The 22,905-nt window shown below is 60.4% G+C and carries 19 protein-coding genes, 1 tRNA gene and 1 pseudogene; 9 read left to right on the forward strand and 12 right to left on the reverse strand.

Features of this window, described 5'->3' with window-relative positions; translation table 11 throughout:
- Positions 1-342: 342 nt before the first annotated feature.
- The 8 genes from rplA to AC1DYF_RS29045 all read right to left on the reverse strand — a co-directional run bounded on the left by rplA (position 343) and on the right by AC1DYF_RS29045 (position 8,000).
- Complete coding sequence (gene rplA, locus AC1DYF_RS29010; protein ID WP_477880887.1) at positions 343-1,044, reverse strand: 50S ribosomal protein L1; 702 nt, start codon at positions 1,042-1,044, stop codon at positions 343-345.
- A gap of 2 nt (positions 1,045-1,046) precedes the next feature.
- The gene (gene rplK / locus AC1DYF_RS29015) at positions 1,047-1,478 is read right to left on the reverse strand and encodes a 50S ribosomal protein L11 (RefSeq protein WP_477880888.1); all 432 of its coding nucleotides are present in this window, start codon (positions 1,476-1,478) and stop codon (positions 1,047-1,049) included.
- 191 nt (positions 1,479-1,669) lie between these two features.
- Positions 1,670-2,200 carry a transcription termination/antitermination protein NusG gene (nusG, locus tag AC1DYF_RS29020; protein WP_477880889.1) on the reverse strand — a complete coding sequence of 177 codons (531 nt, stop codon included), beginning with the start codon at positions 2,198-2,200 and terminating at the stop codon, positions 1,670-1,672.
- Positions 2,201-2,217: 17 nt separating this feature from the next.
- Positions 2,218-2,421 carry a preprotein translocase subunit SecE gene (gene secE, locus AC1DYF_RS29025; protein ID WP_477880891.1) on the reverse strand — a complete coding sequence of 68 codons (204 nt, stop codon included), beginning with the start codon at positions 2,419-2,421 and terminating at the stop codon, positions 2,218-2,220.
- A 168-nt stretch (positions 2,422-2,589) separates the two neighbouring features.
- Positions 2,590-2,665: transfer RNA gene (locus AC1DYF_RS29030), tRNA-Trp, on the reverse strand.
- 137 nt (positions 2,666-2,802) lie between these two features.
- Positions 2,803-3,934 (reverse strand): peptide chain release factor 2 gene (gene prfB / locus AC1DYF_RS29035; RefSeq protein ID WP_477880893.1). Its coding sequence is split into 2 segments (ribosomal slippage): positions 2,803-3,864 and positions 3,866-3,934, totalling 1,131 coding nucleotides; the frame shifts between segments, so codons are not numbered across the junction.
- A gap of 180 nt (positions 3,935-4,114) precedes the next feature.
- Entirely contained in the window at positions 4,115-6,565 is a 2,451-nt protein-coding gene (locus AC1DYF_RS29040; protein ID WP_477880895.1) for a penicillin-binding protein 1A, read from the reverse strand.
- A gap of 184 nt (positions 6,566-6,749) precedes the next feature.
- Entirely contained in the window at positions 6,750-8,000 is a 1,251-nt protein-coding gene (locus AC1DYF_RS29045; protein WP_477880897.1) for an N-acetylmuramoyl-L-alanine amidase, read from the reverse strand.
- Between the two features lie 665 nt (positions 8,001-8,665).
- Between AC1DYF_RS29045 and AC1DYF_RS29050 the strand changes: the two genes are divergently transcribed.
- The 7 genes from AC1DYF_RS29050 (at position 8,666) to AC1DYF_RS29080 (ending at position 16,890) form a co-directional block, all read left to right on the forward strand.
- Positions 8,666-11,593, forward strand: coding sequence for an Rne/Rng family ribonuclease (locus tag AC1DYF_RS29050; protein ID WP_477880899.1), 2,928 nt, complete (start codon positions 8,666-8,668; stop codon positions 11,591-11,593).
- A 313-nt stretch (positions 11,594-11,906) separates the two neighbouring features.
- The gene (locus tag AC1DYF_RS29055; RefSeq protein ID WP_477880901.1) at positions 11,907-12,668 is read left to right on the forward strand and encodes a DsbA family protein; all 762 of its coding nucleotides are present in this window, start codon (positions 11,907-11,909) and stop codon (positions 12,666-12,668) included.
- A 292-nt stretch (positions 12,669-12,960) separates the two neighbouring features.
- Entirely contained in the window at positions 12,961-13,398 is a 438-nt protein-coding gene (gene aroQ / locus AC1DYF_RS29060; protein WP_477880903.1) for a type II 3-dehydroquinate dehydratase, read from the forward strand.
- Between the two features lie 22 nt (positions 13,399-13,420).
- A complete protein-coding gene (gene accB / locus AC1DYF_RS29065; RefSeq protein WP_477880905.1) occupies positions 13,421-13,906 on the forward strand; it encodes an acetyl-CoA carboxylase biotin carboxyl carrier protein in 486 nt (161 codons plus the stop codon).
- A gap of 11 nt (positions 13,907-13,917) precedes the next feature.
- On the forward strand, positions 13,918-15,264 hold the full coding sequence (gene accC / locus AC1DYF_RS29070; protein WP_477880907.1) for an acetyl-CoA carboxylase biotin carboxylase subunit: 1,347 nt from the start codon (positions 13,918-13,920) through the stop codon (positions 15,262-15,264).
- Positions 15,265-15,276: 12 nt separating this feature from the next.
- Entirely contained in the window at positions 15,277-15,888 is a 612-nt protein-coding gene (aat, locus tag AC1DYF_RS29075; RefSeq protein WP_477880909.1) for a leucyl/phenylalanyl-tRNA--protein transferase, read from the forward strand.
- A 111-nt stretch (positions 15,889-15,999) separates the two neighbouring features.
- On the forward strand, positions 16,000-16,890 hold the full coding sequence (locus tag AC1DYF_RS29080; protein WP_477880911.1) for a DUF2167 domain-containing protein: 891 nt from the start codon (positions 16,000-16,002) through the stop codon (positions 16,888-16,890).
- Between the two features lie 290 nt (positions 16,891-17,180).
- On the opposite strand, the pseudogene AC1DYF_RS29085 reads toward AC1DYF_RS29080, so the two are convergent.
- Both AC1DYF_RS29085 and AC1DYF_RS29090 read right to left on the reverse strand, forming a co-directional pair.
- Positions 17,181-17,618, reverse strand: a pseudogene (locus AC1DYF_RS29085) (DUF2155 domain-containing protein); the annotation flags it as partial.
- A 71-nt stretch (positions 17,619-17,689) separates the two neighbouring features.
- Positions 17,690-18,085 carry an NADH:ubiquinone oxidoreductase subunit NDUFA12 gene (locus tag AC1DYF_RS29090; RefSeq protein WP_477880913.1) on the reverse strand — a complete coding sequence of 132 codons (396 nt, stop codon included), beginning with the start codon at positions 18,083-18,085 and terminating at the stop codon, positions 17,690-17,692.
- Between the two features lie 179 nt (positions 18,086-18,264).
- Between AC1DYF_RS29090 and hxlB the strand changes: the two genes are divergently transcribed.
- Positions 18,265-18,825, forward strand: a complete 561-nt coding sequence (hxlB, locus tag AC1DYF_RS29095) for a 6-phospho-3-hexuloisomerase (RefSeq protein ID WP_477880915.1) — start codon at positions 18,265-18,267, stop codon at positions 18,823-18,825.
- Positions 18,826-18,832: 7 nt separating this feature from the next.
- On the opposite strand, the gene AC1DYF_RS29100 is transcribed toward hxlB, so the two are convergent.
- A complete protein-coding gene (locus AC1DYF_RS29100; protein ID WP_477880917.1) occupies positions 18,833-19,294 on the reverse strand; it encodes an N-acetyltransferase family protein in 462 nt (153 codons plus the stop codon).
- Positions 19,291-20,793 carry an Asp-tRNA(Asn)/Glu-tRNA(Gln) amidotransferase subunit GatB gene (gene gatB, locus AC1DYF_RS29105; protein ID WP_477880919.1) on the reverse strand — a complete coding sequence of 501 codons (1,503 nt, stop codon included), beginning with the start codon at positions 20,791-20,793 and terminating at the stop codon, positions 19,291-19,293. Before gatB ends, AC1DYF_RS29100 begins: the two co-directional genes overlap by 4 nt.
- Before the next feature lie 204 nt (positions 20,794-20,997).
- Between gatB and AC1DYF_RS29110 the strand changes: the two genes are divergently transcribed.
- On the forward strand, positions 20,998-22,896 hold the full coding sequence (locus tag AC1DYF_RS29110) for an autotransporter assembly complex protein TamA (RefSeq protein WP_477880921.1): 1,899 nt from the start codon (positions 20,998-21,000) through the stop codon (positions 22,894-22,896).
- The last annotated feature ends 9 nt before the right edge of the window (positions 22,897-22,905 follow it).

Consider the following 22,905-nt stretch of genomic DNA (forward strand, 5'->3'; position numbering starts at 1 on the left):
GTCTCACTCCAGTTAAGCAGGACCGCTATTGTTATATGTGCGGACCCTGCCGGTTTGCCTTTGCCGCTTGGGATATCGATCCCAAGCAACGCTTGAGGATCCTGTCCCCCCGCGCCTGTCTCCTTCCGGAAACAAGGGCACAAGGCATCCAAGGTTCGAACCGTTCTTTGCGAGCATTCACTCGCGGAAACCGGATCTTACCCGTCTCATGCAGGCGAAGTGATTAAGGATAAACCACCTGCAATCTCGGACAGGAAATACGATGGGGGTTAGCCCATCATTCCCGGCCCGAAGGCCGGGAATTCTTGACGGAAGCCTGATGGAAGGCTCCCCGAAACCAAATCAGGCAGACGCCGTCAGCGTTGCCGGAWCGACCTTCACGCCCGGACCCTGGGTCGAGGAGATGGCGATCTTCTTCAGATAGTTGCCCTTGGCACCGGTCGGCTTGGCCCGGATCACCGCATCCGCGAAAGCGCGGATGTTCTCGGCGAGCGCCTTGGCGTCGAACGAGGCCTTGCCGACGCCGGCATGGACGATACCAGCCTTCTCGACGCGGAACTCGACGGCGCCGCCCTTGGACGCCTTGACGGCGCCGGCGACATCGACGGTAACCGTGCCGACCTTCGGGTTCGGCATCATGCCGCGCGGGCCGAGCACCTTACCGAGACGACCGACGAGCGGCATCATGTCCGGGGTTGCAATGCAGCGATCGAAATCGATCTTGCCGCCCATGACGGTTTCGAGCAGGTCTTCGGCACCGACAATATCCGCACCGGCAGCCTTGGCTTCGTCAGCCTTGGCGCCACGGGCGAACACGGCGACGCGGACGTTCTTGCCCGTGCCGTTCGGCAGGTTGACGACGCCGCGGACCATCTGGTCGGCATGGCGCGGATCAACGCCGAGATTCATGGCGATCTCGATCGACTCGTCGAACTTGGCGACCGCACGTTCCTTGACCATGGCGACAGCTGCGTCGAGGCCGTAGGACTTGTTGGGATCCACGCCTTCGCGGATCTTCTGGAGGCGCTTTGCAATCTTCGTCATGATCAACCCTCCACCGTCAGGCCCATGGCGCGGGCGGAGCCTTCGATCATGCGCATCGCGCCTTCAACGTCGGCAGCGTTCAGATCCTTCATCTTGGCTTCGGCGATCTTGCGGACCTGGTCGCTGCTGAGCGAACCTGCCTTTGCGCCCTTGCCCGGAGTCTTGGAACCGGAGGTGATCTTGGCTTCCTTCTTGAGGAAATAGGACACCGGCGGCGACTTCATCACATAAGTGAAGGACTTGTCCTGGTAATAGGTGATGACGACCGGAATCGGCATGCCCTTTTCCATTTCCTGCGTCGCTGCGTTGAACGACTTGCAGAATTCCATGATGTTGATACCGCGCTGACCCAGCGCGGGGCCGATCGGCGGGGACGGATTGGCCGACCCGGCCTTGACTTGCAGCTTGAGGCTGCCAGCGACTTTCTTAGCCATTTCTCTGCCTGTTCTCTCTGATTCTTCGCTCCGCAATGCGGAGTCCAGAACCGGTTATAGCCGGATGCCCGGCTCGAATGCCGGCGCATCGCCGGCGGCTGCGGTTGCGTGGTACGGCTTTTGAATGACCCGGCTAAGGCCCTCGCCTTCCACGCGCAAATAGGCGACGGCTAGCCGTCGCCTAAGCTCAATCAGACCTTTTCGACCTGACTATATTCCAGCTCGACCGGGGTCGCGCGGCCGAAGATCGACACTTCGACCTTGAGGCGCGACCGCTCCTCGTCGACATCCTGAACGATGCCGTTGAACGAGGCGAACGGACCATCGGCAACGCGAACCTGCTCGCCGATTTCGAAAGACACGGACGGCTTCGGATGCTCGACACCATCCTGCACCTGATTGAGGATGCGTTCTGCCTCGGCGTCGGGGATCGGAACCGGCCTGGAGTCGGAACCGAGGAAACCCGTGACCTTCGGCGTGTTCTTGATCAGATGATAGGCTTCATCCGTCAGGTTGGCGCGCACCATCACATAGCCCGGGAAGAACTTGCGCTCGCTGTCGACCTTGCGGCCACGGCGCACTTCCACGACCTTCTCGGTCGGAACGACGATCTTCTCGAACAGGTGACTCAAGCCTTTCTGGCGAGCCTTGTCCTCGATCGACTCCGCAACCTTCTTCTCGAAATTCGAATAAGCGTGGACGATATACCAGCGTGCCGCCATCTTTATCTCCACTCAGCTCAGAACAGATTGACGTTCAACAGCGTGCTGATGACCCAACCCATCAGCCAGTCGGCGGCAAAAAAGAAGACAGCCGCAATCCCGGCCATGATGAACACCATCATGGTGGAAATCGTCGTCTCGCGCCGCGTAGGCCAAGTAACTTTTTGCGTCTCGGAGCGCACTTGCTGCAGAAACGTAAAGGGATTGGTTTTGGATGCCATTGACTGCTCACGCCATAACGGCGCGTAAAGCTGACTGATTCAGCCCCACGCACCGCGTGTCTGTTTGAACCCTACATAAACTCCGATTCCCCTTTGCACAAGGGGTTGACGAAGTTTTTCACATATGCCGTTGCTGCAGCCATCGCCGCGCATTCGCCATCGTCCGATTGGCAGGGGCAGAGGGGCTCGAACCCCCGACCTGCGGTTTTGGAGACCGCCGCTCTACCAACTGAGCTATACCCCTTCACCCTTCCCCGCCGAAAAATCGAACCGGAGACAGGACTGCGGCTTGTTATTCAATTTGAATTCGAATGACAAGCTATTTTTGAGAAGAAAACGTCCGCCGAAGGATTTCCGGCGGACGGAGTTCTGTAAATAACCTTACGCCAAGTCGTCGACCACGGCATCCGCACCACCGGAGATGCGATGCGCCAGCGCCGCTTCCATGAACGGATTGAGCTCGCCGTCGAGCACATCGCCGGGCGCTGTGCTTTCCACACCGGTCCTCAGGTCCTTGACCAGCTGATAGGGCTGCAGGACGTAGGAGCGAATCTGGTGGCCCCAGCCGATATCGGTCTTCGATGCGGCTTCGGCATTGGCCGCAGCTTCGCGCTTTTCCAGCTCGGCTTCATACATGCGCGAGCGCAGCATTTCCCAGGCCGTGGCGCGATTCTTGTGCTGCGAACGTTCCTGCTGGCAGGCAACGACGATGCCGGTCGGGATATGCGTGATACGCACCGCCGAATCGGTCGTGTTGATGTGCTGGCCACCGGCGCCGGAGGCGCGGTAGGTATCGATGCGGCAATCGCTCTCGTTGATGTCGATCGTGATCGAATCGTCGACCACCGGATAGACCCAGATCGAAGAGAACGAGGTGTGCCGACGGGCATTCGAATCATAGGGCGAAATGCGCACAAGCCGGTGAACGCCCGATTCGGTCTTCATCCAGCCATAGGCATTGTGGCCCTTGACCAGGATCGTCGCCGACTTGATGCCGGCTTCTTCGCCGTCATGCATTTCCAGCACCTCGACCTTGAAGCCCTGACGCTCTGCCCAGCGGGTATACATCCGGAGCAGCATGTTGGCCCAATCCTGGCTCTCGGTACCACCGGCGCCCGAATGGACTTCGACGTAGGTATCGTTGCCGTCGGCTTCGCCGGAAAGCATCGCCTCGACCTGGCGGCGGTTTGCCTCCGTGAGCATCACTTTCAGCGCGTTCTCGGCGTCGGAAATGACCTCCTGATCATTTTCCATCTCGCCGAGCTCGATGAGCTCGACATTCTCCTGGAGCTGCTTCTCGAAGGAGCGCACGCCCGAAATGTCGTCGTCGAGCTGCTGGCGCTCGCGCATCAGCTTTTGCGCTTCCGACGCGTCGTTCCAGAGATTGGGGTCTTCGGCCTTGTTATTGAGCCAGTCCAGTCGTCTTACCGCCTGGTCCCAGTCAAAGATGCCTCCTCAGCAGGCTTACGGCCTGCTTGATTTCGTCGACCACATTGATGATTTCACTGCGCATTCAAAACCCACCATTCGAACCGTAAAAACGGCCCGTCCTTTAGGGAATCATGTCTCTGATGTAAAGGCTGCGACCGATAAAACCGGTGGGCGGCTTAAAGCATGTCTCGCGAAACTGTGCGGCGGTTTCGCGAAAAAGACCTGCGCAAACAAATACCTGAAGCAGGTCCCGCGACATGCTTCAGAAGAGCCCGCCCTTCTGGCTTTGAACGGCGTCTTTCGCCTGCTGCGACTTGTTGAGGATTTCCTCGGGCGTTTCGTTCGCGTCTGCGCCGATCACCGACAGCACGTCGGCGGGGCCGGTGCCGGGCTTGAAGGCTTCCATGATCGTGTTCGGATCGCCCGCCGTCGCGGCCATGCCGGTCTTGCGGTTGACGGCGATCAGCTTCATGCCGTCAGGCATGATGAATTTTTCCGGCTTCTGGTTCTTGGTCACGGCTTGCATGAATTCGTTGAAGATCGGTGCCGCGAGCGCACCGCCGGTCATGCCGCGGCCGAGCGGCGCGGGGTCGTCAAAACCGATATAGAGACCGGCGACGAGGCTGGGCGTGAAACCGACGAACCAGCAGTCCTTCTCGTCATTGGTTGTACCGGTCTTGCCGGCGACGTCGGTGTCGAGCTTGATCCTGCCATAGGCCGTACCGTGCTTGATCACGCCTTCCATCATCGTCGTGATCTGGTAGGCGGTCATCGGGTCGAGCACCTGCTCGCGATTGTCGACGACCTCAGGCTCATCCTGGCTCGTCCAGTCATTGGGATTGCAAAGCTGGCAGATACGCTCCTCATGCTTGAAGATCGTCTTGCCGTAGCGGTCCTGGACACGGTCGATCAGCGTCGGCTTGATCTGCTTGCCGCCATTGGCGATCACCGAATAGGCCGAGACCATGCGCAGCACCGTCGTCTCGCCGGAGCCGAGCGCCATGGCCAGCACCGGCTGCATATGGTCATAAATGCCGAAGCGCTCGGCATATTCGGCAACGACATTCATGCCCATGTCGTTGGCAAGCCGGACGGTCATCAGGTTGCGCGACTGCTCGATGCCGAAGCGCAGTGTCGCCGGGCCGGCCGGCGCCTCGCCGTCATAGTTGGACGGCTTCCATACCTGGCCGCCAGTGACGATCTCGATCGGCGCGTCGAGCACCACGGAGGCCGGTGTGTAGCCGTTGTCCAGCGCCGCCGAATAGACGAACGGCTTGAAGGACGAACCCGGCTGCCGCATCGCCTGCGTCGCCCGATTGAACTCCGATTGTGAATAGGAGAAGCCGCCGACCATGGCCAGCACACGGCCCGTCTGCGGGTCCATGGCGACAAGACCGCCCTGCACTTTCGGCGGCTGGCGCAACTGGTAGCCACCGTCGTCCAGCGCCTGGACATAGATAACGTCACCCGTGTCGACCACGCCGGTCGGGTCCTTGGCGGCCTTGCGATCACTCGCTGACGGGCGGTAAGCCCATTTCATGTCCTTGGCATCGATGCGGCCGGTCTTCCGGTCTGCGGCGATCTTGCCGCCGCCGTCGACATCCGGCCTTATGCCGATATCCACACCGGCATTGTCCGCGGCAAGTACCACGGCGAGCTTCCATTCCGGCACGTCACGGAGCGGCGGCAGCTTGGCAAGCGGCACGCCCCAATCGGCGCCGGCGTCGATATGTGAAATCGGACCGTGGAAGCCGTGACGCTCGTCATATTCCACAAGTCCGTCTTGCAGCGCCTTGCGGGCAAAGAGCTGCAGCTGCGGATCGAGCGACGTGCGCACCGAGAGCCCGCCTTCGTAAAGCGCCTTCTCTCCATATTTGTCCAACAACTGCCGGCGGACCTCGCTGGCGAAATAGTCGGACGCGGGCAGATAGGCATTGCTCTTGCTGGAGACGACGCCAAGCGGCTCCTTCTTGGCTGTCTCGCCGTCGTCCTTGGTGACATAGCCGTTCTCGACCATGCGGTCGATCACCCAGTTGCGGCGCTCGAGCGCGGCATCCGCATGCTTGAACGGATTATAGCCCCTTGGCCCCTTGGGCAGCGAAGCGAGATAGGCGGATTCGGCGATCGAAAGATCCGTCACCGGCTTGTTGAAATAGGTCAGCGCGGCACTGGCGAGCCCATAGGAATTCAGCCCGAAGAAGATCTCGTTGAGATAGAGTTCGAGAATACGGTCCTTCGAATAGGCCTGCTCGATGCGAAAGGCGAGGATCGCTTCCTTGACCTTGCGGCCAATCGTCTGGTCCCGAGTCAGGAAAAAGTTCTTCGCCACCTGCTGCGTGATCGTCGAAGCGCCCATCGGCCGCTTGCCGGAACCCATATTCTGCAAGTTGAGCAACACGGCACGGGCCATGCCCTGGAAGTCGACGCCGTTATGGGTGTAGAAATTCTTGTCTTCGGCCGACAGGAACGCCGCCTTGACGCGGTCGGGAACGGCCTGGATCGGGATGAACAGCCGCCGCTCATGCGCGAATTCGCCGATCAGGGAGCCGTCATCGGCATGCACACGCGTCGTCACCGGCGGCGAATAGCTGGCCAGCACTTCGTAATCCGGCAGATCGCGCGTCACTTCGCCCAGATAAAGCGCGAGCACTGTCGCGGCGGCCAGAAACAGCACGCATCCGATACCGAAGAAATAGCCGATCAGTCTAATCATTGAACTCTTTCCGCGGCTGACCCGGATGCCGGCCTGCATGGCCTGACTCGGCGCCTTGTACTCCATCCGCCATCACGACACCAGCATCGAGGCATAGCGTCGTGAATGTGAGAAAAATAGGGCTGACAGTGCCTTTTCCGGAATGATACACCTCGCAGGCTGCAATTTCCGCGACAAGCGTAGCCTATCCGCCACGCCCGGTGCCGGATGCATCCAGATAGGTCTTGATTGCGTTGGTCAGCCGTTCCGCCATCGTCTTCTGCCAGTCCGGATCGACAAGCAGTTTTTCATCATCGGCATTCGACAGAAAGCCGAGCTCCACCAGGATCGACGGCACGTCCGGCGCCTGCAGGACGCGGAAGCCGGCATGCCGGAGCGGATTGTTGATCACGTCGATCTGACCCTCGAAGGATTTCAACACGTTTTCCGCCAGCTGAATCGAAAAAGCCTGCGTCTCCCGCCGCGTCAGGTCGACCAATATGTCGGTGACTTCAGCCGGTTCGTCCTTGATCTCGACGCCGGCAATACCATCCGACTTGTTTTCGCGTTGCGCCAGGTTGGCAGCCAGCGCATCCGACGCCTTGTCGGAGATCGTGTAGACGGTGGCGCCGCGGATATCCTTCTGGCGCAGCGTGTCGGCATGCAGCGAGATGAACAGTTTTGCGCCGCGCTGACGGGCGATGACGACACGCTCGGAGAGCGAAATGAATGTGTCGTCGTCGCGCGTCAGAAAGGCATGAATGCCCTTTTCCTGGTTGATACGGTCGGCGAGCGCCTTGGCGAAGGCCAGCGTCACATCCTTTTCGACGACATTACCGCTCGCGCCGAGCGCACCGGTGTCGATGCCGCCATGGCCAGCATCGATGGCAATCAGGAAATCCTCGGATTTTGGCGGCGCATCCTTGTCGCCAATGCGATCCATCTTGCCGCCGGCCACCTTTTCGGTGCCGTTCCACGTCTGCATCTTGATGAGATCGGCAAAGACATGTTGCGGCACCACCTCGCAGTCGAGCACCAGCCGGTAGCCCTTGCCCGGCTCATTCGGCTGCACGGCAGCGAGCATGGCTTTTACCGGCCGGCGGGCGCTCAGCACGATTCGCGACTGCTGCTCGCCCATCCGGCCGTAACGGATATCCTGAAACAGCCCCTTCGCCTCGAGATCGGCCGGCGCGAAGCCGAATGCCGTCTCGTTGAGATCGACGATCAGGCGGTTGGGCTTGGCGGTGTAATGCAGCGAGAATTCAGGCTTGCGATCGAAATCGATGACGATACGGGTGCGCGCATCGTCGCCGGCGATACGGGCGGCATAGGCGATCAGCGGTTCGGTCGGCTTGGCATTGTTCGACAGCGGCTCGTCTGCGGCCCGGCCCGGGAATGCCAGCGCGATAGTGGCAACGAGTGCCAGGAGGATCGTCTGCGCAGTCTTCCACATCATAGTACCGGCAAGCCGTTTTCTCGTTTGCGATCCCACGGACAGGGCTCGAACGTCCGCCGCGCGCCCCTCGATTCGATCAGGGCATAGCCTTCCATGGCAGGTGAGACAAGTGTGAAGCTGGTCGCAGCCTGTTGAGCCAATTCAAGGATTTCCAAGAAACAGTGCATTCAATTCATCAATATTGTGACGGATTTGCGTCACCTCTTGATATTCGACGGGATAAAACATAGAAGGATATGCAAGGTGAAAGGCGAAGACGGGATACGTCTCTCGCAAGGCTGCCAGGACGTTTGGCGCCGGTTACGCGAGATCATCTGCCGTCGACACGTGCTCACCCCAGGCTCAATCCGATCATGCGGGCAATCCGCATGTTGTTTCCGGCGCTACGCCGCTTCACGCCCGTGTGTTCGGGCATTTCATTGGACCGTAAGGTCTTGGGTATTGGCATTCTCGCTTGGTATTTCGACGTTGGCGCAAGGGACAGAGTTAGTAGCGGCATACAGAGTAGGATCGGCTCGTCCGATTCTCCGCCGCCCCTTGGCGATTACGCCTTCCGATGCCAGGAGAGGCAGAAAATTCGGCAATCGTCATTCGGCACGTTCCTTGGCTCCTCCGGGCGCCAGCGAGCCACCGCCAGACCTCGCTTGCCGAGGAGTTTTACTTACATGGCAGACAAGATGCTCATTGACGCGTCTCACGCTGAGGAGACGCGCGTCGTTGTCGTACGCGGCAACCGCATAGAAGAATTCGACTTCGAATCGCAGCACAAGAAACAATTGCGGGGTAACATCTACCTCGCAAAGGTAACCCGGGTCGAACCCTCCCTCCAGGCCGCCTTCGTCGATTATGGCGGCAATCGCCACGGCTTCCTGGCCTTCGCGGAAATCCACCCCGATTATTACCAGATCCCCCTCGCCGACCGTCAGGCGCTGTTGCGCGCCGAGGCCGAGGAGCATCGTCGGGACGAGGAGTTCGAATCGGTTCCCACTGCATCGAACAGAGGCAGAGGCGGCCGTCCGTCAGACGAAGACAGGCATCCGGCTGCGGTTCTGGCGTCGGACGATGCACCGCAGCCGATCATTGAATCCTGGCAGGGCGAAATAACCGGTGTCGCCACCGAGGGCCTCGGCGACGATGCTGCCGAAACGCCGGAAACAACGGAACCGGAGGCCGTAACCGAAGCTGTGGCTCGGGACGTTGTTCCGGCAGAAGAGGCCGCGCCCGCAGAACCGGCCGAAGAAAAAAAGCCGGTGGAGAAGGCCAAGCGAGTCCGTAAGCCTCGCGCCCGAAAGCCGAAGGCCGAAGCATCCACAGAGGCCGAACCGGCTGCGGAAAGCGCCGAGCCCGAGGCTCCTGCGTCCAACGGCGGCAATGACGACAATGGCTCGACGCCGCCGGCTATGGCCATGGTCGCCGATATCGACACGATCTCGGAAGACGCGCCACGTCGCGGCAATGACGACGACGATGATGACGATGAGGATGACGGCGAAAAGGAAGTCATCGAATCGGTCGGCGCCGAAGACGCGATGGAAGAGGTTCCGGATCGCATTCAGCGCAAGCCGCGCAAGCAGTACCGCATCCAGGAAGTCATCAAGCGCCGCCAGATCCTGCTGGTCCAGGTCGCCAAGGAAGAGCGCGGCAACAAGGGCGCCGCTCTGACCACCTATCTGTCGCTTGCCGGCCGCTATTCGGTGCTGATGCCGAACACGGCACGTGGCGGCGGCATTTCCCGCAAGATCACCAGCCCGCAGGACCGCAAGCGCCTCAAGGAAATCGCCAAGGACCTGGAAGTGCCGAACGGCATGGGCGTGATCCTGCGCACAGCCGGCGCCAACCGTACCAAGGCCGAGGTTAAGCGCGACTTCGAATATCTGATGCGCCTGTGGGAGAATGTCCGCACCAAGACGCTGCAGTCGACGGCGCCTTGCCTCGTTTACGAGGAAGGCAGCCTGATCAAGCGCTCGATCCGCGACCTCTACAACAAGGACATCGGCGAAATCATCGTTTCCGGCGAGGAAGGTTATCGCGAAGCGAAGGATTTCATGAAGATGCTGATGCCGAGCCACGCCAAGGTGGTTCAGCCGTATCGCGACATCCATCCGATCTTCTCGCGCGCCGGCATCGAGGCACAGCTCGACCGCATGCTGCAGCCGCAGGTGACGCTGCGGTCCGGCGGCTATATCATCATCAACCAGACCGAAGCGTTGGTCTCCATCGACGTCAACTCCGGTCGTTCGACCCGCGAGCACTCGATCGAGGACACGGCGCTGCAGACCAATCTGGAAGCGGCCGAGGAAGTCGCTCGCCAGCTCCGTCTGCGTGACCTTGCCGGCCTCGTCGTCATCGACTTCATCGACATGGAGGAGAAGCGCAACAACCGCCACGTCGAAAAGCGCCTCAAGGATCACCTCAAGAACGATCGCGCCCGCATCCAGGTCGGCCGCATCTCGCATTTCGGCCTGCTCGAAATGTCGCGCCAGCGCATTCGCGCCTCCGTGCTCGAGTCGACGATGCAGACCTGCCCGCATTGCGGCGGCACCGGCCATATCCGTTCGCAGTCGTCGGTGGCGCTGCACGTGCTGCGCGGCATCGAGGAATTCCTCCTCAAGAGCACGACCCACGATATCGTCGTCCATACGCAGGCCGATACGGCGCTCTACTTGCTCAATCACAAGCGCGTTACGATCGTCGATTATGAGAACCGTTTCGGTGTCTCGATCATCATCGAGGCGGATGGCGCGCCTGGCGGCCCGCACTTCACCATCGAGCGTGGCGAAGCGGTCGAAAACCCGGTGAAGATCGACCAGCTCATCCACTTCCCCGTCGAGGAGGAAGAGGAGGACGATATTCCGGTCGAGGAAGAGGAAGTCGACGAGGCCGAGGAGAAGCCCGTCGCTGCTCAGGCCGCACCGGCGCAGCAGTCCAGCCAGCCGCAAAGTGGTGAAGGCGCCTCGAAGAAGAAGCGCCGCCGCCGCCGCCGCAGTTCCGGCAGCAAGCCCACCACGACATCCGAGGCGACATCCACTCCGACAGATGGAACTCCGTCGTCGGTGACGCCGGAACAGGCGGCCGCGGACGAGGAAAATGACGCCGACGAGGATGACGACGGCGACGAGGACGAAGACGAGACCGAGGGTGAAGARACCTCGGTAGAGACCGATTCCTCTGCCGCCGAAGCAGCGGAAAACGAAACCGCTGCCGCGACCTCCAGCCAATCGAAGAAGCGCAGGCGCGGCAAGCGCGGCGGACGTCGTGGCCGCGAGGGCACCCCGGGCGAAGGCGCACAGGGCGACGAGGCTGCCGAAGCGATCGAAGCGGATTCTTCCGACGATGACGACGACGCGGCGGATGCTGAGCCCGAGGCCGCGGCTCCGATCGCTGCCGCGCAGCCCGCTGCCGCCGAGCCGGTCGCATCAGTCGCCGAGACCGAGGATGCCACGGCCGAAGAGAAGCCCCGCCGCAGCAATCGCGGTGAAGCTGCGCTGAGTTCTTCGACCAGGGCGGTCGTCACGTCGTCGAACACCGAGCGTAGCGAGGAAGAAAACAAGCCGAAGAAGGCAGGCTGGTGGCAGAAAAGGGGGTTTCTTTGATGCCGTCTGGCGCCTGATCACTGGCAAGCAATGATCCGGAAAACCCGCCGCAAGGCGGGTTTTTTGCTGTCGTGCAGCATGCACGTCCTTACATCCTTCGCATTTACCGTCTGGCCGCAAGATGCTGAAACGGCAGAACTGCCAAACGAATTTCAGAAAACTGGCAATTGACTGCCCAGCACAGCATGAAAACGCTGATCACAATCCCGCGAGAATTCGCCGGCTCCGGAAAATTATGTTTCGTGCAACCGTTTATGCGTTATAGACTTTCCGCAAATCGGACTATTTCGGCAGCCTGCCAGAGGACAATTGCATGACATTCAAGACCCTGCTTTCGGCCACGGCCATGTCTCTGGTCGTTGCGTTTGCGGCTTTTTCGCCCGCCAACGCCTTCGACGACGGACAGAAGAAAGAGATCGAGACGATCGTCAAGAATTACCTGCTCGAGCATCCGGAAGTGCTCGTTGAAGTGCAGCAGGCGCTTGAAAAGAAGCAGGACGCAGCCCGCATGGCGCAGGCCAAGGATGCTGTCGAGCAGAACAGGAAGCTGATCTTTGACGACGGCTATGACATCTCGCTCGGCAATCCCAAGGGCAAAGTCACCGTCGTCGAGTTCTTCGACTACAATTGCGGCTACTGCAAGCACGCCATTTCCGACATGGATGCGGTGATCAAGAAGAACCCCGATGTTCGCTTCGTCCTCAAGGAATTCCCGATCCTCGGGCCGGATTCGGTCGCTGCCCATCAGGTGTCCGACGCCTTCCGCCGTATCGCGCCGCAGAAATACGTTCAGTTCCATCGCGAACTCCTGGGCGGCGAGGAGCATGCAAGCGAGGCGCGCGCACTCGAAGTGGCGCAATCGCTCGGCGTCAGCGAGGATCAGATCCGCGCGCAGATGAAGAAGACCAACAATGAGAAGAGCGTCGGCGAGACCTATGCGCTGGCCCGCAAGATCGGCATTACCGGTACGCCCACCTATGTGATCGGCGACGAGGCGATCTTCGGCGCGGTCGGTGCCGAAACCCTGGATACAAAGATCACCAATGTCCAGCAGTGCGGCAAGACGACCTGCTGAGTAGGTGGAAACTCCTGTCATGAAATCCGGGCGTCGCTGGTCTATCGCGACGCCTTTCGTGTCGCTGCATTAGGGTGCGTTACCCCTCCCGGGTTTCGGTGATGTGATTCCTGAAGCAGTGGATTTTTTTGTAGATTTGACGACAATATGCTGTAAAGCTAAAGCTTTAGAACCAAATCCTGTGATTATCTATCGCCGCGCGCCCTGAAACGGCGATGCTGCGCGCATATCCTCTTTTCCTCCTGCAGCGCACAGTCTATAGGAGGGCATCGCGTGAATTCGGAAAGCGTGGATGGCCCACCTCATATTCGTCCTGAACGGCCCCAATCTGAACATGCTGGGAAAGCGGGAACCGGGTATCTATGGGGGCAAGACCCTCGATATGATTGCCGACGAGTGCCGTGAGACCGGTAAGACACTGGGCTTCGATGTCGACTTCCGGCAGACGAACCATGAAGGCGTATTGGTCGACTGGCTGCATGAGGCCAATGACAAGGCCGCTGCCGTGCTCCTCAATCCCGCCGCCTATGGCCACACGTCGATCGCGCTCCACGACGCGATCCGGGCCATCGCCACACCGGTGATCGAGCTGCACCTTTCCAACATTCACGCGCGCGAGGAATTCCGCCACAAGACATGGACTGCGCCTGCCGTCAAAGGCGTGATCTGCGGCTTTGGCGCCGATTCCTATCTGCTGGCGCTTCAGGCAGCCAGAACTCTGGTGAAATAACCATAATTGGGAAAATCGAAAAATGGTTGAAAAGAAGACGGGCATTGATCAGGCGCTGATCCGCGATCTCGCCAATATCCTCAAGGATACCGATCTGACCGAAATCGAAGTCGAACAGGACGACCTGCGCATTCGCGTCTCGCGCACCCGCGAGAACACTTATGTCGCGGCACCCCAGTTCGCAGCCTATGCGCCGCCGATGATGGCCGCACCCCAGATGGCCGCCGCACCGGCAGCAGCCGCAGCCCCGGCGGCAGTGCCCGCGCCGGCCGCCGGCTTTACGCTCACGTCCCCCATGGTTGGCACCTGCTATTATGCCCCGGCTCCGGGTAGCCCGCCCTTTGTTGAAATCGGCGCCACCGTCAAGGAAGGCCAGACGGTGCTGATCATCGAGGCGATGAAGACGATGAACCAGATTCCGGCACCGCGCTCCGGCAAGGTGACACAGATCCTGGTCGGCGACGCGTCGCCGGTGGAATATGGCGAACCCCTCCTCGTGATCGAATAGGGGACGCGCGCATGATCTCCAAAATCCTGATAGCCAACCGCGGCGAGATTGCGCTGCGCGTGCTGCGCGCCTGCAAGGAGCTCGGCATCGCCACCGTCGCCGTACATTCGACGGCGGATTCGGATGCCATGCATGTCCGGTTGGCCGACGAGAGCGTCTGCATCGGCCCACCGCCCTCGCGTGACAGCTATCTCAACATCCACCAGATCGTCGCCGCCTGCGAAATCACTGGCGCCGATGCCGTTCATCCCGGCTACGGCTTCCTGTCGGAAAACGCCAAATTCGCCGACATCCTCGATGCCCATGGCGTCACTTTCATCGGCCCGACGGCCGATCATATCCGCATCATGGGCGACAAGATCACTGCCAAGCAGACGGCACAGGACCTCGGCATACCTGTCGTTCCTGGCTCGGAGGGCGAAGTCGCGACCGAGGCGGACGCGATCCGTACAGCCAAGGAAATCGGTTATCCCGTACTGATCAAGGCCACCGCCGGCGGCGGCGGCCGCGGCATGAAGGTCGCCAAGACCGAGGCCGACCTGCTCGAAGCCTTCAACACCGCCCGTTCGGAAGCGGCCAATGCCTTCGGCAACGACTCCGTCTACATGGAGAAATATCTCGGAAAGCCGCGCCACATCGAAATCCAGGTATTCGGCGACGGCGAAGGCAATGCCGTGCATTTGGGCGAGCGCGACTGCTCGCTACAGCGCCGTCATCAGAAGGTCTGGGAAGAGGCGAATTCGCCGGCGCTCAACCTTGAACAGCGGATGAAGATCGGACAGGTCTGCGCCGACGCGATGAAGAAGCTGAAATATCGCGGCGCTGGCACGATCGAGTTCCTCTATGAGAATGGCGAATTCTATTTCATCGAAATGAACACCCGCCTACAGGTCGAGCACCCGGTCACGGAAGCGATCACGGGCATCGACCTGGTGCACGAACAGATCCGCGTCGCCTCCGGCGCAGGCCTTTCGGTTACCCAGGCCGACATCGAGTTCCAGGGCCACGCCATCGAATGCCGCATCAATGCCGAGGACCCGCGCACCTTCGTGCCCTCGCCCGGTACGATCACGCATTTCCATGCCCCCGGCGGCCTGGGCGTCCGCGTCGATTCCGGCGCCTATGCCGGTTACAAGATCCCACCCTACTATGACAGCCTGATCGGCAAGTTGATCGTGCATGGCCGCACGCGCGTCGAATGCATGATGCGGTTGCGCCGGGTGCTCGACGAATTCGTCATCGACGGCATCAAAACCACCCTGCCCTTGTTCCAGGATCTCGTGTCCAATCAGGACATCGCCAATGGCGACTACGACATCCATTGGCTCGAAAGCTACCTTGCGCAGGATGCGCATTAACGGACGACCGTGATGGCGCGGTATCTCAATCCCCCCGCGGTCACGCCCGAAATCCTGCTCCGCGCCTATTCCGCGGGGCTCTTTCCCATGGCGGAATCAGCCGACGACCCGGAAATCTACTGGGTCCAGCCGGAAGTGCGCGGTATCATCCCGTTCGCTGACTTCCACGTGTCGAAAAGCCTCGCCAAAGCGATCCGCCAAAAACCCTTCGACATCCGCTTCGATACTGCCTTCGAGGCCGTCATGGCGGGTTGCGCCCAAGCGACCGAAGATCGCCCGACGACCTGGATCAATCCGCTGATCCGCAGGCTCTATACCGAGCTCCATCGCCTCGGTTACGCCCATTCCGTCGAAGCCTGGGAGAATGACCAACTGGTCGGCGGGCTCTATGGCGTTTCACTCGGCTCGGCTTTCTTTGGCGAAAGCATGTTCTCGCGCCGCACCAATGCCTCGAAAATCTGTCTCGTCCATTTGGTGGAGCGGCTGAAGCAAAAAGGTTTCACTCTGCTTGACACCCAGTTCACCACCGAGCATTTGAAAACCTTCGGCGCCATCGACATGCCGCGCAAGGCTTATGAGCGGCTGCTCGAACAGGCGATGCATTCGGGGGATGTGCCTTTCTGAGTCAGATTCAGGTTGATCCGCACGCCACGATTGCTACAGTCATGACAACTGATAGAGCATAGCATGCGTAGTATCGTTGTTGGATTGATTGCATTCGCCTTCCTGCCCGCTTTGGCCGAAGCCAAGACCTACCAAGAAATGTTCCACCGGCCGGCTCCAACGATGCGGGACGGTTTGCTGGGCACACTGGATTTCAGGGAAGACAAGCTGCCGCTGCCCCCAGCCTATGCCGCGCTCAATCCGGCCGGAGATTTTTACTTCCTCAATGCCGTTGACGCAGCGAAAGTGCTGACCAAGCTTTGGGGTAATCCGCCGGACGCTGCCGACGGCGTGTTGGGGATGGTCTTCCCACGGCAGATGTCACCTGAGGATCCGCAAGCTTGGGGCGCACTGATTGACTATTCCGATGACGGTTATGTCGCAGACACCGACGCGCAATCGATCGACTACGACAAAGTGCTGTCCGATCTCAAGCAGGAGACGGAACAAGACAACGTCGAGCGCAAAGCCAAGGGCTATGAACCGATCAAGCTCGTCGGCTGGGCATCGCCACCTCATTACGACAGCAGCCTGCACGCGCTCCGCTGGGCGCGCGACCTGCTGTTCGGCAACGATATGAATGCACCGCATACGCTGAACTACCAGCTGCGTATTCTCGGCCGACAGGGTATCCTCGAAGTCAACTTCATTGCCGGAATGGATCAGCTACACACCATCGAGACGCAGGTCCCACGCGTCGCCGGTCTTGTCTCCTATGACGCCGACAAAAAATATGAGGCACATGAGGAGGGCGACAAAGTCGCAGCTTACGGGCTGGCTGGACTGATCGCCACGGCAGTGGGCGCGAAGGTGGCGGCCAAGGTTGGTCTGCTTGCTATTGCGCTGGTCTTTCTCAAGAAAGGTGCCGTGGTCATCGCGGTGCTCGCCGGCGCGATCTTCAAGCCGATCGCCAAGCTTTTCAAGCGCAAGCCAAATCAGCCGCCACCATACGACTCGGTCTGAACAGGCTCCACAGGCGTGCAGGGCAATTGCCCTGCCGGCAGAAGCATCACAACACCAGGCAACTATTGCTGGTTGGTGCCGTTATTGTTGTCATTGAAATCGTTGGTGCCGAGATCATCCGTGCTGGGATCGTCGGCGCCAACATCATTGTTGTCGCCGTTGTTCGTCCCCAACTCGTCGCTGTCATTGGTGCGGAGATCGTTGTTGGTCTTCTGCTTATTGTCCGCGCCGGCATCGGTGCTGGCGCCAGTATCCGTGCTGGTATTTGCCTGCGGCTGCTTCTGATCGCCAGCATTGGACTTGGTCTCGTTCGGTGCCGGCACATCCGAAGACTGCTTGCAGCCCGTCAGCCAGATATCATAGATCGGATGGTCGACGGCGTTGAGGCCGGGTGAAGCGGCAAACATCCAGCCGGTGAAGATGCGGCGGATCTTGCGGTCGAGTGTGATCTCGTCAACCTCGACGAAGGAATCGACCTTCTGCGCCTCGGACTCCTCATGGGTGTAGCAGACGCGCGGCGTGACCTGCAGTGCACCGAACTGCACCGTCTCATCGACATAGACGTCGAAAGACGTTGTGCGGCCGGTGATCTTGTCAAGGCCGGAGAACACCGCGACCGGATTCTTGACCTTCGCGGCGGACGCGATTTGCGGCGCGCAGAATAGCCCAAGAGCGGCGATTACCGCTGCACCCGCCGCTCTCAATCTGGTCGCTGTTGCTGATCTCATCAATCCATCCGCCAGCCGGTTCCCAATCCAGCCATTCGTTACAAAGCGATTATGGCCGGAAGAAGAGAGCCCTAGTTGCGCGGCGTCCAGGCGTCGTAGTCGCCGGTAACACGCGGGCGCTCGCCGCCGGCGGCAATGGAGCCCTTCGGCCGATAGGCGAAGGCGGTGCCGGTCAGATTGGCCTGATGTGCCTTCTGCCATTCGCGCGGCTTGTAGTCTTCCTTGGAAGGCGGCGTGTCGGTGCGATGATGCATCCAGCCGTGCCAGCCCGGCGGGATCGCCGAGGCGTCCGCATAACCGTTATAGATCACCCAGCGCTTCTGCAGGCCATAGGAACTCATCGGCCCTTCGTAATAGACATTGCCGAATTCGTCATCGCCGACGCGCTTGCCGAAGCGCCAGGTGAAGAAACGGGTGCCGATCGTCTGACCGTTCCACCAGGTGAGAATCTGCAGGAGAAGCTTCATGTCGCAACAGCCTTGAACGGTGCGGTTTGCGCCGGAACGGCGCCTACGGAGTCACCCGCTTATGCCGCCTGTCATCCGAATTGTCCAGTGATGTTTCGGCAAAATCAATCGGTTTCGCACTTGCCTTCATGTCGCAGCAGAACCATTCTCGGCGCCCGAGAACCTCACGGGAAATCATCATGAACACGATCGCTGCGATGGGCGCCAGGGCACTCTCCGAACTCGGCCAGTGCCTCGACCGGATCGAAGACAACGAGGTCGCCGATCTGGTCGAACTGCTGGCGGCGTCGAAGCGCATCTGCATCTATGGCTGCGGCCGCGAAGGCCTGATGATGCGGGCGCTCTGCATGCGCATGTACCATCTCGGCATGGACGTGCACATGGTGTTCGACATGACGACGCCACCGGTCGGCCCGGGCGACCTGCTGCTGGTCAGTTCCGGTCCGGGTTATACCGCAACCGTGCTGACGCTGCTCGGCGAAGCACGAAAGGCGGGCGCGAGAACCGCCTGCATCACCGCCGAGCCAGGTTCACGGGTGACCGAGCTCTCGGACCATACCCTTGTCATTCCGGCGCAGACCATGGCCCGGGATGAAAACGCGCCCACCTCTTTCCTGCCCATGGGCAGCCTGTTCGAGGGCGCACAATTCCTGTTCTTCGAAATCCTGGTGATGAAACTGCGCGATCGGTTGGGCGAGACGGCGGAGAGCATGCGGGCACGGCACACCAATCTCGAATAGACCTTCCTCAGAAGGCCAGCTCTTTTTCGAAGATCGACACTTCGGACGTATGCGGCCGGTCCACACCGTGTTTTGACCAGCCAACTTCGGCAAAACCCAGCCCCGAGAAAAACCGCTTCGCGACCTCGTCCTGCCGGCCGATCTCTACCCGCATGCGCTTGGCGTCGGGAAAACAGGTTTCGAGCTCGGCGAAAAGATCGCGTCCGAGGCCCTGCCCTTTGAATTCCGTAGCGACGATCAGCCGATGCAGGATGACGACGTCGCTTTCGCCCGCCGCCATCGCAGCATAGCCCATGCCGCCAATGCGTCGGCCGTCATCGGCGAGCACGAATTCCGAATCAGGCCGCGCCAGATCGGCTTTGAGGTTCTGAACCGAGCGCGCCGCTTCTGGCTCACGCGCCTCGATCAGCTTGGCAACGGCAGCGAGATCGCCCTCGCCGGCCGAGCGGATGAAGAAGATCGAGCTCACTCTTCGATGCCGAGCTTGGCCTTGACCAGGGCCTGAACGGCCTGCGGGTTGGCCTTGCCGCCGGTGGCTTTCATCACCTGGCCGACGAACCATGCAGCCATGGTCGGCTTGGCCTTGACCTTGGCAACCTGGTCCGGATTGGCCGCGATGATGTCGTCCACCGCCTTTTCGATAGCGCCGGTGTCGGTGACCTGCTTCATGCCGCGGGCTTCGACGATCTCCCTGGGATCGCCGCCCTCGTTGAGCACGATCTCGAACAGGTCCTTGGCGATCTTGCCGGAAATCGTGCCGTCGCGGATCAGGTCGATGATGGCGCCGAGCTGATCGGGATCGACCGGCGTCTCTTCAATATCCTTGCCGGTGCGGTTCAGCGCGCCGAGCAGATCGTTGATCACCCAGTTCGCAGCTATCTTGGCGTCGCGGCCATCGGCCAGCTTCTCGAAGTAATCGGCGATCGCCTTTTCCGACACCAGGACTGAGGCGTCATAGACGGTCAAGCCGAGATCCTTGACCAGACGCTCCTTCTTGTCGTCGGGCAGTTCCGGCAGGCCGGCGAGCAGCTCGGCGACAAAAGCATTGTCGAATTCGAGCGGCAAGAGGTCCGGATCGGGGAAATAGCGATAGTCATGCGCATCTTCCTTGGTGCGCATCGAGCGCGTCTCGCCCTTGGCAGCGTCGAAAAGCCGGGTCTCCTGGTCGATCGTGCCGCCCTCTTCGAGAATGGCGATCTGGCGGCGCGCCTCATATTCGATCGACTGGCCGACGAAGCGGATCGAGTTGACATTCTTGATCTCGCAGCGCGTGCCAAATTCGCCGCCCGGCTTGCGCACGGAGACGTTGACGTCGGCGCGCATCGAGCCTTCGTCCATGTTGCCGTCGCAGGTGCCGAGATAGCGCACGATGGTGCGGAGCTTGGTGAGGTAGGCCTTGGCCTCGTCGGACGAGCGCATGTCGGGCTTGGAGACAATCTCCATCAGCGCCACGCCGGAACGGTTGAGGTCGACATAGGACAGCGTCGGATGCTGGTCGTGCATCGACTTGCCGGCATCCTGCTCCAGATGCAGGCGCTCGATGCCGATCTCGATATCCTCGAACTGGCCCTGCCGGTCCGGGCCGAGCGAGATGATGATCTTGCCCTCGCCGACGATCGGGTCCTTGTATTGCGAGATCTGGTAGCCCTGCGGCAGGTCCGGATAGAAATAGTTCTTGCGGTCAAAGACCGAGCGATGGTTGATCTGTGCCTTGAGACCAAGCCCGGTGCGCACGGCCTGCTTGACGCATTCTTCGTTGATAACAGGCAGCATGCCGGGCATGGCCGCGTCGACAAGCGAGACATTGGAATTCTGCGGCCGTCCGAACTCGGTAGAGGCGCCGGAGAACAGCTTTGATTTGCTGGTCACCTGCGCATGCACTTCCATGCCGATCACCACTTCCCAGTCGCCGGTAGCCCCGGCAATGAAGCGCTTCGGATCGGGTGTACGGACGTCGACTAAGCTCATCTCTCGGCCTTCTCGCATGCATCGGTTCGATCCCCTCCGGTAGAGCAATTGATGCAAACAGGCAAGCTTTTCAGTACATCAGCAGCCGGGCGGAAAGATATGCCACGCCCGCACGTTGCGCTCGGCCCAAAAGGCCAATATGGGGTTTTCATAGAATTTTCTTTCTGTTAGCGTCCGCAGCACAGGAACGAGACTATAGAGGCCATGCGTAGGTTAAGGGCACATATTCGGGCCTCGACTGTCCTTTTTGCTTTCCTTCTGGGCGGAGCGGCGCTGACTGCTGCCAGCCAGGCCCAGGCCTTCGAAATCTTCGGCTGGAAGTTTTTCGAAAGCGACAAGGACGCGCCTGTCTCCGATCCCGTCAACTATGCGCTGACCTTCAACAGCGGTGCCGACAAGGACCTGGGCAAGGTTCTTGAAGACGCCTCCCTGCTCTACACCGACCAGAAAGAAGCAGTTTCCGGCGACCTCGGCCTAGTGATCAAGGCCAGTGATGACCGCAAGCGCCTGCTCGCCGCTCTTTATGAACAGGCCCGCTATGGCGCCGTCGTCACCATCAAGGTCGCCGGCACCGACATCGACAAGCTGCCCGCCGTGCCGCTCTTCCCGCATGAATATCCGGTGCCAGTGAGCGTCAGTGTCGACCCCGGCCCGGTTTTCCACATCAAATCCGTCACGCTCACCGGCGATGCCGCAAAATTCAAGCCGGATGACTACGGCCTGCCGGTTGGCGCCGACGCGAAATCGAATGTCATCGTGCTCGCCGCCGGCAAGATGGTCGAGGATCTCGAGGCCGATGGCCGTCCGCTCGCCAGGCTGACACAGCGCCAGCTCGTCGCCAATCACGACGACAACACCACCGATATCACCATCGGCGCCGAAGGCGGCCCGGTTGCCGATTACGGTGACACCGTCGTCACCGGTTCGAAGAATGTGAAGGAGGATTTCATCCGCGACTGGTCGCGGCTCGACAAAGGCCGCCGCTACTCGCCGCAGGAGGTCAAGGACGCCGCCGAACGCTTGCGGAAACTCGGCGTCTTCTCCTCGATCATCATCACCAAGGGCGATCGGCTCGACAAGCAGGGCCGCATCCCGATGAGCGTCCAGGTGTCGGATGGCAAGCAGCGCTATTTTGGCGGCGGCGTGCAGTTCTCGTCGATCGACGGCCTCGGCCTGCAGGGCTATTGGGGACACCGCAACCTCTTTGGCGGGGCCGAATCGCTCAAGATCAGCGGATCCATATCCGGTTTCGGCCAGACCCTGGATTACAAGGATCTCGACTATAACTTCTCCATCTTGTTCTCCAAGCCGGACGCCTTCAGCGAAATCACCACCTTCAATGCCGGGATCGTCGCCAGTGCCACCCATCCCGACACCTACCAGTCCGCGGCACTTTCGACCTTTGCCAATGTCGGCTTCGATCTGAGCCGCATCGATACGCTGACCGCGGGCGGCGACGTCACCTGGAGCGAGACCGACGACGTGTTCGGCGACAACAAATATCTGGTCGTTTCAGCGCCGCTGAACTGGCTGAGAGACACGACCGACGATCCGCTCGATCCKAAGTCGGGCTACAAGCTTAACCTGAAGGCCCAGCCGAGCTACGAGATCAACAACAGCCTGCCCTTCACCTCGATCGAAGGCAGCGTCTCAGGTTATTATCCTATCGGGCAGCAGGACGATATCGTGCTCGCCGGCAAGCTTTCCATGGGCACGCTGCTCGGCGTCGGCGACATTTCCGAGATTCCGGCACTGCGGCGCTTCTACGCCGGCGGCGGCGGATCGGTGCGCGGCTATGGCTTCCAGGAAATCTCGCCGCGCAACAATGATGGCGATGCCTTGGGCGGCGAATCCTATGTGCTGGCGTCGATCGAGCCGCGCATCAGAATCAATGACAAGTTTGGCATTGTGCCCTTCCTCGATGTCGGCACTGTCGGACGGCAGCCCTATCCTGATTTCAGCGACATCCGCGCCGGTCTCGGCATCGGCATTCGTTATGCGACACCACTGGGGCCGCTCAGGCTCGATGTCGCCCTGCCCCTCAAACGCTATGACGGCGGTGCCACATTCGGCATCTATGCCGGCATCGGCCAGTCATTCTGAGAGGCGGCG

The sequence above is a fragment of the Rhizobium sp. P2_G9 genome (genome assembly GCF_056403475.1).

Excerpts from the sequence above, each read along its gene's own strand:
- accB (WP_477880905.1), top strand. The coding sequence starts at position 13,421 with ATGGTTGAAAAGAAGACGGGCATTGATCAGGCGCTGATCCGCGATCTC.
- nusG (WP_477880889.1), bottom strand. The coding sequence starts at position 2,200 with ATGGCGGCACGCTGGTATATCGTCCACGCTTATTCGAATTTCGAGAAG.
- secE (WP_477880891.1), bottom strand. The coding sequence starts at position 2,421 with ATGGCATCCAAAACCAATCCCTTTACGTTTCTGCAGCAAGTGCGCTCC.
- aroQ (WP_477880903.1), top strand. The coding sequence starts at position 12,961 with ATGGCCCACCTCATATTCGTCCTGAACGGCCCCAATCTGAACATGCTG.
- AC1DYF_RS29090 (WP_477880913.1), bottom strand. The coding sequence starts at position 18,085 with ATGAAGCTTCTCCTGCAGATTCTCACCTGGTGGAACGGTCAGACGATC.
- rplK (WP_477880888.1), bottom strand. The coding sequence starts at position 1,478 with ATGGCTAAGAAAGTCGCTGGCAGCCTCAAGCTGCAAGTCAAGGCCGGG.
- hxlB (WP_477880915.1), top strand. The coding sequence starts at position 18,265 with ATGAACACGATCGCTGCGATGGGCGCCAGGGCACTCTCCGAACTCGGC.
- accC (WP_477880907.1), top strand. The coding sequence starts at position 13,918 with ATGATCTCCAAAATCCTGATAGCCAACCGCGGCGAGATTGCGCTGCGC.
- AC1DYF_RS29045 (WP_477880897.1), bottom strand. The coding sequence starts at position 8,000 with ATGATGTGGAAGACTGCGCAGACGATCCTCCTGGCACTCGTTGCCACT.
- AC1DYF_RS29055 (WP_477880901.1), top strand. The coding sequence starts at position 11,907 with ATGACATTCAAGACCCTGCTTTCGGCCACGGCCATGTCTCTGGTCGTT.
- AC1DYF_RS29040 (WP_477880895.1), bottom strand. The coding sequence starts at position 6,565 with ATGATTAGACTGATCGGCTATTTCTTCGGTATCGGATGCGTGCTGTTT.
- aat (WP_477880909.1), top strand. The coding sequence starts at position 15,277 with ATGGCGCGGTATCTCAATCCCCCCGCGGTCACGCCCGAAATCCTGCTC.
- gatB (WP_477880919.1), bottom strand. The coding sequence starts at position 20,793 with ATGAGCTTAGTCGACGTCCGTACACCCGATCCGAAGCGCTTCATTGCC.